The organism is Fusibacter sp. 3D3 (assembly GCF_001748365.1).
Lineage (GTDB): Bacteria > Bacillota > Clostridia > Peptostreptococcales > Acidaminobacteraceae > Fusibacter_A.
The window spans coordinates 1-1,561 of sequence record NZ_BDHH01000055.1; the positions used below are offsets into that span (position 1 = coordinate 1).

Annotated in this window: 2 protein-coding genes and 1 pseudogene; 2 read left to right on the forward strand and 1 reads right to left on the reverse strand. The window is 34.6% G+C overall.

What is annotated here, in order from left to right; translation table 11 throughout:
* Positions 1–192 (forward strand): zinc ribbon domain-containing protein (locus F3D3_RS23145; RefSeq protein ID WP_139132208.1); only part of this gene is annotated, 192 nt, incomplete at its 5' end.
* A gap of 228 nt (positions 193–420) precedes the next feature.
* Positions 421–963, forward strand: coding sequence for a GNAT family N-acetyltransferase (locus F3D3_RS23150; RefSeq protein ID WP_084389268.1), 543 nt, complete (start codon positions 421–423; stop codon positions 961–963).
* A gap of 211 nt (positions 964–1,174) precedes the next feature.
* Here the strand turns inward: F3D3_RS23150 and F3D3_RS23155 are convergent.
* Positions 1,175–1,486 (reverse strand): annotated as a pseudogene (locus F3D3_RS23155) (transposase); the annotation flags it as partial.
* Between the last annotated feature and the right edge of the window lie 75 nt (positions 1,487–1,561).

Consider the following 1,561-nt stretch of genomic DNA (forward strand, 5'->3'; position numbering starts at 1 on the left):
GGTAAACAACTGATTAAAATCGACAAGTGGTTTCCAAGTTCCAAAATGTGTAGCGAGTGTGGAAAAGTAAAAAATACCCTTTTGCTTTCAGAGCGCACATATCATTGCGAAGATTGCGGAATGACAATGGACAGGGATTACAATGCAAGTATAAATATCAAAAATGAAGGTATGCGCATATTATTAGCGTAAACGAACTTCTAGAACCGTGGGACGCACGGGGATAGCTCGCTTATGCTGTAGCCGTTAGGCTACTCGAACGAGAAGCCCCCACTTCTTAAGTGGTGGGAGTATGTCACTACTTGGACAAGAATATGTTACAGAATGGCAAAATATAGATGAAAAACTTATTTCTAGTAGCGCTTTAGAGTTGCTTCAGAAGCATAATACACTGTTAATGGCTCAATAAGGGGGGCTATTATGAATCGGAGGAAAAATATGCAGCAAATCAATATTAGAAAAGTGGAAAAAACGGATTCAAATCAAATCATAAATTTGATGAAAAAATTGTCTGTTCAAACAAAGTATATGCTTCGAGAATTAGATGAAGTAAATGACGATATTCTCGAGCAAGAGAAAAGAATTGAAGGGATGTTAAGTGATCCGAGAACACTATATCTAGTCGCAGTAGCTGATACCACAGTTATTGGCATGATCATCTCCAGCTCGAGTGCATTGAGTAGAATTAAACATATTAGCGATATAATAATTGGTGTCGATAGAGCTTATTGGAGCATTGGAGTAGGGTCAAAACTGATGGAAGCATTAATAAAATGGGCTGAAGACATTGGATTAAAAAGACTTACACTCGAAGTTGTAGAAGACAATATTAAGGCTATAAAGCTTTATGAAAAATATGATTTTAAAATAGAAGGAACAAAAATTGCAGATCATTTCATTGGAAATGACACCTACCTAAATACAATTGTCATGGGCAAAATTTTGGATGCAAATATTCTATAGAATTTAGAAAAGCGCTAGAATGTAAAAATGAAGACAGATCAAACGAAATCAAAATCAATTGAATATTAGTAATATTGATGTAATAATTAACACTGAAAAAATTATGATATAATTAACCCAATAGCGAAAATTAGAGCATTGGAAACTTATAATGTACACGGTTGTCAAGACACAAAATGCATAATTTATAGTTATGACTCCTTTCATAATTTTAGGCCGCTTGTTGTGAAATATCATAATAGATTTCAGCTGGCGTTTTATAGTCGTAACTCTGGTGTCCACGTGTAAAATTGTAGTGTTCAATATATTTCTTTGTGAGTATTTTTACCTCTGTCACTGTTTCTGGGTACTCTAAATAGAGGCGTTCCCATTTATATGACCTGAAAAACCTTTCAATTGCGATGTTGTCTGTAGCACGGCCCTTGCCATCCATACTAATTTTTGTGTAGTTGTAACTCTTTATTAAGTCAATGTAAGCATTTGATGTAAATTGGCTACCTTGATCACTGTTGATTATTTCAGGCATCCTGAAGACATTGGATTAAAAAGACTTACACTCGAAGTTGTAGAAGACAATATTAAGGCTATAAAGCTTTAT